Annotated in this window: 1 protein-coding gene; it reads right to left on the minus strand. The window is 74.7% G+C overall.

From position 1 onward, the window contains the following. Positions 1-71: 71 nt before the first annotated feature. Positions 72-8684: an EndoU domain-containing protein gene (locus tag ACH5AR_RS33000; protein WP_396305207.1), complete on the minus strand. Its 8613-nt coding sequence runs from the start codon at positions 8682-8684 to the stop codon at positions 72-74. Positions 8685-8746 lie beyond the last annotated feature (62 nt).

Raw genomic sequence — 8746 nt, forward strand, 5'->3', positions numbered from 1 at the left:
CTCGGGGGCGGGCGCCCGCGTGGCACCCGCCCGTCCCGACCGGGCCCGCACCGTCCGCGGTGCGGGCCTTCCTACAGGCCGCGCAGGGCATTTCGCACGGTCCCCACCTCGAAGCACTCGTCGCGGGCGACATGGGCGGCGTGGAAGATCTGGCCGGCCAGGAACTCGCGGTCACCCTCGCCCGTGGGCACGCCCAGCAGACGGCGAACGTCCTGACCGATCAGCCGGTCGACCATCTCGTTCACCAGGGAGTTGGCCTCGGGCAGCGGGGTGGCCGCGGTGATCCGCGTCCGCGTGTCCGTGATCCTGACCAGGATGTCCCGCACCGCCTCCGCGGTGGCCCCGGTCGGGTTCGGCAGGGCGGACACGGAGTCCCGCAGACCGTCCAGAGCCTGCTCGATCGCGGCCAGGTCCGGCGCGGGCGAGCGGAGCGGGGCCAGCAGGTCGACCAGGGCGGCGGCCAGGTCGGCCGAAGCCAGCTCCTCCGCGGTGGCGTCCTCCGGCGGGTTCAGCGAGGAGTTGTAGAGGAGGTACCCGGCCCGGAGCAGCAGACGGGCGTCCTCCTCGTGCGGGAGGTCGGCGAACCGCTCCTGCGGCACGGCCGCCAGCAACGCGTCCGCCTCGGCCAGCAGATCCTCCGCCACATGCTCGGAGGCCAGCCAGTCCCGCAGCATCGGCAGCAGTTGACCGCGCTTCTGACGGTAGGCACGGTTGAGCAGTTCGCGGACGGTGTCCCAGGGGATCCTGGGCACCGGCGCGTCCCGCGACACCTCGGCCCGGACGACCGAAGCCGCGTACGAGGGGCGGCCGACGAGGCTGGTCCCGTCGAACTGGAGGCCTCCCAGCGCGGGCCACGGAGACGGCCCGCCGGGAACCACCGGCACGGCGGGCGCCGCCGCCGAGGCGGAGGTGCGGGCCGGGTCGCCGTCGGTGGTGCCGCCGGTCGGTGCGACCGGGGTGGGCGGCACCGCGCCGAACGCCGCCGGGGGCAGCGCCGACCGCACGTCGACCGCCGGCGCCTGGTCGGCCTCGGTGGCCGGCCGGGCCGCAGGGACGGTCGCGGGGGCGGGGGCGGTCCGAACCGGCTCGGCGACGGGACGCGCGGCAGGCGGCTGCGACTGCGACTGCGACTGCGACTGCGACTGGTCGACGGGCGTGTACGGCTCTCCGTCCCCGGTCTCCACGGGCTGCTGCCCCGTGGCCGGGTGCAGCGCCATGAGGGTCGGCCGCGGCTGACCGGCGGGGCGCCGTCGGCGCTGGTCCGCGAAGGTCTGGCCCGGAGTGCCCTCGAAACCGGTGATCTGCCCGTTCACCAGCCTCACCTGGAGTTCGACACCGGCGAACCGCCCGGTGACCGTCCCCGTTCCGGTGGTCCCCAGCTCGGTCAGGTGCTGCCGCGCGACCATGCGCGCCGCGTACCCGCCCTCGGCGACCGTCCACTCGGGGGGCAGTCCCGCGCCCCGGCGGCCGGCAAGACCGGGAGCGAGGGCCGGCGCGTCGATGCCCGCCGCTTCCAGGTCCTCCTGACGGGTGCGCGTCCGCGGGCGGTCGCCGGTGCCCGGGGTCACCGGGGCGACCAGGGGCGGCTCCGGCACGGGCGCGCCGTGCAGCCCCGCGATCAGCGCCGCGGTGTCTTGCAGTCGCGACCGCAGCTGCCGTTCGAACCCGTCCGGGGACGAGGACGCCACCGGCGGCATCGCCTCCGGATCGATCGCTCGGGGGACGAAGAGGAGCCTGATCCGGACACGCCGGCCCCCGGGCTGCGCCGCGGGCGGGAACAGCTCCCCGGCCAGGGTGTCGGCGCGTTGCCGGAGGTCGTTCCGCTCGTCTTCGGTCAGGTCGTCGTGGTTCCGCACCTGGACGATCAGCTCGGTGTCCGGTTGGCCGTCACCGCTCGGCCGCACGCGGCGGTAGCCGATGGAGTAGTCGATGTCGCCCTGCGCCAGGGGCCGCTCCCACAGCGGGAGCGCGCCTGCGGCCCCGTCCCCCTGACGGGAGGGCTGCCAGTCGGTGGGCCGGTGGACGAGGTGCCGGTCGTCCCGGGTGACGCCCTCGATCCGCACCCCGCGGGCCGTCCCGATCCACCGCACGCTGCCGTCCGGCAGCACCTCCTCGAACACCCTGTCCTGGTAGGCCTGGTCGACCCTCTCCAGGATGTCCTCGGACGCCCAGGACTCGGGGTAGAAGGTCCGGTCCTCCTGGTCCGCGGGGCGGTGCCACCGGGAGGGGAACTCGCTCAGCGGCGAGTTCGGCGCGATCGTCGGGTCCAGGAAGTACACGGCTGCCCGGTAGGTGCCGTTGGGGTGCTCCCGCCGCCCCGGCTCGAGGTGCAGACCGTGGTCCGCCGGGTCCACGGAGCGCACCCCGCCGAGCCGGGTGCGCTGGTGGAAACCGGTGAGGGTGTGCCGGTCCCCGTACCGGTTGAGGTCCTCGACCCGGTGGCCGAAGGACGTCGGGTGTGGGGGCTCCGGGACCGTCGCGGTGAGTTCGGACTGGTTGTCGGAAGGGCGGAAGGAGACGAACTCCCCGGACCGGATCGAGCCCTCGATGCGCACGCCGGCGTACTCGCCGACCCAGTGCTGCGAAAGCGCTCCGCGTCCGCTGATCCGGCCGTTCCGGCGGGCGTGCAGGTAGGCCTGCTGTGCCGCGTACACCGCGTCCTCGACCGTCCAGTGCGCAGGGAACATCGTCCGGTACCGGTGCAATGCCGCCTCGCCGGCGTCGACCCGGTAGGTGCCGTTGTCGTGCTGCCCGCCCACCCGCGGCAGGCGGCGCCTCCCCGACTCCACCGGCGGGGTCAGCCGTCCGCCTGAGCCGTCCGGCCCGTCGAAGAGCGCGGTCCGCAGCACGTCCTCGCCGAAGGACGCCCGCAGCGGGAACTCACCCGCCGGAACCGGCCGGGGAACCGTTCCGAACACCCGGTCGAGGACCGCACCGAGCTCGTTCAGGTTGTGCGGCCTGAGCGACACGTCCGGGTTGTGGGCCTCCAGGTCCACGGGGTGTTGGGCGTCGTACCAGACCCGGCCGTGGAGGTCGCGCCCGGGAGCGGTCATCAGACCGAACTCCGGGTAGACGGGCCGCGGCTCGCCCCCACGCCGGTACTCGTCGGCCAGGCCCAGCAGGTGGCCGACCTCGTGGCCGATCACCCTCGGGTGGGTGTCCACGCCCCAGTGTTGGGCGTGCTCCTGGGAGGTGTAGGACCGTACGTCGATGACGTGGTGGGCGCTCTCCCAGTCGACGAACCGGACCTCGACCTCCAGCAGATCGCCGTTGGGCAGCCGCAGCCCCCGGCCGAAGACGTCGCGGACGCCCGCCTCCGCGTTGAGCCGCACGCGGTCGAGGTCCCGCTCGACCTCGGCTCGACTGCCCGTCAGCCCGTCGGCCTCCAGGTGGAGGCGCACCGTCAGGACGGTCCTGGTGTCCCCGTCGGAATACACCACCCGCCGGGCCTCGTACGACTGGATGAACTGGGCCTGCAGGCCCCGCAGGAACCGGTGGGAGGGCGGACGCACCTCCGCCGTGGCCAGCACCTGCACCGCGCCGGCCGGTCCGATCCCGTCGAAGCGCTGCCCGGGCTCGGCCCAGTAGTCCACGATCCTGCCGTTGCGGATCAGCAGCCTGATCCGGACACCGGCGTACTCGCCGGTGACGATCTCGTGCCGGACACGGCCCCTGGTGTTCCCGTTCAGCGCGTCGTAGACCTGCCGGGCGGCGAAGCGGGTCTGGTCCCGGGTCCATTCCCGGGGCATCCCGGTGCCGCCGTCCCTCCTGGCCTCCTCTTCGAACGCGTTCAGCAGGCCACCGGGGAGCTGAGCGGCCCCGTCGAGCGACGGAACCCGGCCCGCGCCGGCCCCGGGTGCGTGGACGGGCGCCACCAGGCCGTGCTGGTTGCCGGCCGGCCGGAAGGACGTGATCTGCCCGTCCGCGTTCGCCCTGCCCTCGATCCGGACGCCCTCGTACTCGCCCACCCAGTGGAAGCCGTCCCCGGTCTCCTCGAACGTCCTGCTGCCCAAAGCGTCGTGGAGCGCCTGCTCGACGGCGTACTGCGCGTCGTGCACCGTCCAGTGGCCGGGGAAGAGGGTCCGCCGTCGGCCCTCGCGCGTGTCCACCACCAGGGTGCCGTTGGCATGGCGATGCACCAGGACGAACTGCTCGGCCTCCTCCTCGTCGAAGGCCTGCAGCAGGTGACCGCCCCGCGATCCGGCGACGGGGCCGAGTTCGGCTTCCAGGACGCCGGCGGCGAACTCGGGCAGGGGCCGCGGGCCCTCTCCGGGGTCGTAGCCGAGGGGGCCCAGCGCGTCGTCGGCGAGGTCGGCGAGGGCCCGTAGGGCGTCCACCGACGGCGCCGGGACGACCCTGGTCGTGCTGCCGTCGGCGTACTCAGTGGCGGAGATCCCGAAGGCCCGGCCGAGCTGGTGGACCAGCGCGTCCTGGGAGATCTCCAGGTGCCAGTTCTCGTCGTCCTGGGCGACACTGCCCGTGTGCAGACGCACCGTCTGGTGCGGGGCGCCCGCGCCGTCCACGAACTCCACCCGCACCCGCAGCAGGCTGCCGTCCGGGAGCCTGCTGCCGTTGCCGAACAACGCGGCGGCGGCCCTGATCCGCGACCGCAGCGCGGCGACCCCGGCCGGGGCGTACTGCCCGATCAGGCCGGAGCCGTCCAGGTGGACGCGCAGGACCAGGACGGTGATCTCCTCGCCGTCCTCCTCGACGGTGCCGCGCCGGATCTCGAACCGTCGCGGTGCCGGGTCCCGCAGAGTGACCTCGGCCGATTCGTGGCCCGGCAGCAGCCCCGTCGCCGGGTCCTGCACCGGGTCCGGCACCACCCCGGGCTGAACGGCGGACGAGGACGAGGACGACTCGGAGAAGGACTCGGCGGAGTGGTACAGCCCGGCCGGGAAGCCCTGGACCGGGCCGTCCGGCTCGGGGACGGGCCGGTTGAACTGTGCCGGAACGTTCCGGGCCGGCAGGCCCCGGAAGTCCACGATCACCCCGTTCACGACCCGGACCTCGATCCGGACGCCGTTGAACCGGCCCCTGCGGTACTCCCGCTTCGGGCCGCGCCAGCGCGTGACCACTTGGACCGCCGCGTACTGGGCCTCGCTCGCCGTCCATCCGGACGGCAGCCCCCGCCCGGCGTTCGCCGCGAGCGTCGGGGCGAAGGCCGCGTCGATCATCCACTGCTGCCCCGTCAGCTCCGTGACGGCGGCCGGGCGGGTCCCCGTGCCGGGGCCCCCGGGCTCCGTCAGCCCCGGTTCCACCAGCGCCCGCCCGCCGTACGGGCGCTGCGGTCGGGCCTTGACCGTGGCGGGGCCCGCGGCGGCGGCGACCGCCTGGGAGAACCCCGGCGTCAGCGCCCCCGCCACGCCGGGCAGGAGCACGTCCAGCCCGGCGCCGTCGGTGACGGAGGCCGCCTGGACCACCGCGCCCGGAAGGGCGTCCGCCGCCGTGTCGACGAACTCGAGGGTCAGCAGGACCGGTGGGTCACCGGCGGAACGGTGCTGCCGTACGAACGCGTCGGCGGCCCGCTGGACCTTCGACCGGAGATCCGCGATCTGCTCGGGCGTGGCCCCGGCCTCGGCCCGGAGCTGTACCGGCGCCGTGACCTCGATGCCCACCTGCCCGTCCGCGAACCGGATGCGGCGCCCGCGCAGGGCGGGCCCGGCAGGCACGGCCGCCGGCGGCCGGTACCAGTCGGTGAGCGGCTGCTGGGCGGTCGGGCGGTGCACCAGGTGCCGGCCGTCCCGGGTGATCCCCTCGATCCGCACGCCGTCCGCCTCGCCCACCCAGCGCACGGCGCCGGACTCCAGCGGTTCGGAGGTGTGCCGCGCCGCGTACGCCTTCGCCACTGCCGCCAGGACGTCGCTCGGCGTCCACGTCCTCGGGTAGAAGGTGTGGGTTTCCCCGTCCGCGTGCTGGTACCACCGCGACGGGAACCTCTCCATCAGGGCGCCGGGGGTCACGGCCGCGTCGAGGAACCAGACGTCGGCCCGGTAGGTGCCGTTGTCGTTCTCCGCGAGCACCGTGCCCACCTTGACGCCGTGCGCCTTGGCGGCCGCCTCGGTCGGCGCGTGGTGGACGCCGGTGAGGGTCTGCCGGTCGCCGTACCGGGCCAGGTTCTCGACCCCGGTGCCGAAGGCCCCTCGGGTCGGGCGCCACGGCATGGACGCCGGGGTGTCCAGCCCGCTCTGGTCGTCGGAGGGACGGAAGGAAATGAACTCCCCCGCCCGGATCTCGCCCTCGATCCGGACGCCGCCGTACTCACCGACCCAGTGGTAGGAGTACAGGCCGGTCGGGGTGACCTTGCCGGTGCGCCGGGCGTGCTGGTACGCCTGCTCGGCGGCGTACACCGCGTCGTCCGCCGTCCAGTACTCGGGGAACACCGTCCGGCTCCGCACCGGCCGGTGCAGTTCGCCGGCCCGGTCGCCGACGTGGGTGGCCACCGCGTCGGCGGGCCCACCGACCACCTTGAACGTCCCGTTGCGCTGTTCCGAACCCGGCACCCGCTCCGGCCGGGGACGGTCCGCGCCCAGCGGCGGCACCAGGTGGGCCCCGCGCCCGCCCGGACCGCCGTACAGGGCCCGGCGCCGCACCTCCTCGCGGAACCGGGCCCGGGCCGGCTCGTCGCCGGTGGGCGTCGGGCCACGCTCCTCGCCGAAGGCCTCGTCCACCACCGCGCCGAGCTGCCGCAGGTTGCGGGCGGCCGGCGGCCGGTAGGAGCTGGGGACTGCCAGCGGGCCTCCGTGGCGGTGGTCCATGTCCAGCCAGGGGCGCCCGAACCGGTCGAACTGGAGGCCGCCCATGATCCCGTTGTCGTCCGGGTGGAGTGGCCGGGGCGAGGAGCCCGTCTCCCGGTACTCGTCGTCCAGGCCGAGCAGGTGGCCGACCTCGTGGGCGATCGTCCGCGCGTCGACGTCCAGGCCCCAGTTCCGGTGGTTCGCCCGGTCCTGCACCTGCCTGACGGTGACCGAGTGGTGGGCCGCGGCCGCGGTGGAGACGAACTCGACCTCGACCCGCAGCAGATCGCCGCTGGGCAGCCGCTGCCCGGTGTTGTAGACCTTGTCGATACCCATCGCGGCCCGCTGCCGGAGGGCTTCCAGGGCCTCGGCGGTCGCCGGATCCGCGGGATCCAGATTCGCTTCGAGGGCCAGGTACACCCGGACGGTCAGCACCGTCTCGGTGTCCCCGTCCGACAGCCGGACGCGGCGGGCGTCGAAGGATTCCAGGTCCCGGGCGGTGACGGACCGGGTGAACGCGTCCTCGGGAGGCCTGATCTCCTTCGTGGGGACCAGGACCACCTCGGGTTCGGGCACCGGGGCGGTCAGCTGCGGCCGCAGCTTCTGCTGCGGCTCGCCCCAGACGTCGGTGATGGCACCGTCCTCGTACCGGACGTTGAGCCGCACTCCGGCGAACTCGCCGCGGTAGACCCTGGGAGCCGCACGGTCCGAGGTCGCCTCCCCCACGACGTCGGCCGTCCCGGTCAGCAACACGTGGTAGGCGGCGTACCGGGCCTCGGCCGTGCCCCACTCCGGGGGCAGACCGCGCGGGGGGGCGTCCCAGGCCCGAGCCGTGAACGCCCACCTGAGCCCGGCCGTCCAGTCCCCGCCGACGTGGACCTCGCGCACGGCCGGGGCCCGGCGCATGTACGTCCCCATCACGAATTCGAGGTCGCGGTCCCGCACCGCCTCCCTGAACTCCTGCGGCAACACCTGCTGCAGGGTCGGCGCCATGCCCGGCGTGACCGGGAGCGTGCTCCAGGCGTCCCCCGCCTCGTCGGTGAACTCCACGCGCACGTTCACCAGTTGGTCGTCGGCGCCGGCCTGCTGCCCGACCGTGAACCGGACCATGAGGTCCCGCACCCGCTGCCGCACCGCCTCCAGCTCCGCGGGCGTCATCCCCGCGGACGGCTCCAGGTGCAAGGGGACGGTGAACTCGAAGCCGTCCTGCCCGCTGTCGAACCGCACCCGCTGGAGCAGTACGCCGGGGTACCCGAACAGGTCGACTTGGTCCCCCCCGCCGACCACGGCCGTCTCCTGCCACGCCGTGTAAGGGGCGGGAACGTCGGGCAGCGGGCGGTGGTACAGCAGTTGGCCCTGCGGGTCCAGGACCGCCTCGATCCACACGCCCCCGGACCAGCCGATCGCCCGGTCCGGACCGTCCTGCCCCGGCACGACGGTCGGGTTGTTCCGCATCGCCGTCCGGACGTGCCGCTCGATCGTCGCGGCGCTCCAGCGCTCCGGGTAGTACACCCGCTCCGGTGCCTCCACCGGCCGCTGCCAGGCCCCCGGGAACGCCGTGATCGGCGCCCCCGGGATCGCCGTCGGCTTCAGCCGCCAGCCGTCGTGGTCCCGCACGACCCCGTTGTGGTCGGTCTGCGGGCCCGGCCCGGGGCGGGGCGTACGGTCGGGGCGGAGCGGCGTGCCCGGCGCCCCGTTGGCGTCCAGGAACAGCTGCCAGCCGTTGTGCGCCCAGGCGTCGCCGGTCGTCGTCCCGGTCGTCGTGCCGGTCGTCGTCCCGGTCGTCGTGCTGTACGTCGTGCCGCCGGTTCCGCCGGCCGGGGCCTGGCGCAGCCGCTCGCGGCCCTGACCGTCCTGCTCCTCGGACTCGTCCTGCTCGTGCTGCTCGGTGGGTGCCGTCGCGGGCAGCGCGGGGGTGGGTGTCGGCACGTCCTCGGGTGCCAGCATCCTCACCCGGTCGACGCCCGTGCGCGCGGGCTCGACATCCTCGATGGCCTCGGTCTCGGGCT

It is taken from the genome of Kitasatospora sp. NPDC018619 (assembly GCF_044391605.1).
Classification (GTDB): Bacteria; Actinomycetota; Actinomycetes; order Streptomycetales; family Streptomycetaceae; genus Kitasatospora.

What these genes read in the sequence shown, in the direction of transcription:
- ACH5AR_RS33000 (WP_396305207.1), bottom strand. Translation starts at nt 8,684, where the DNA reads ATGCTGGCACCCGAGGACGTGCCGACACCCACCCCCGCGCTGCCCGCG.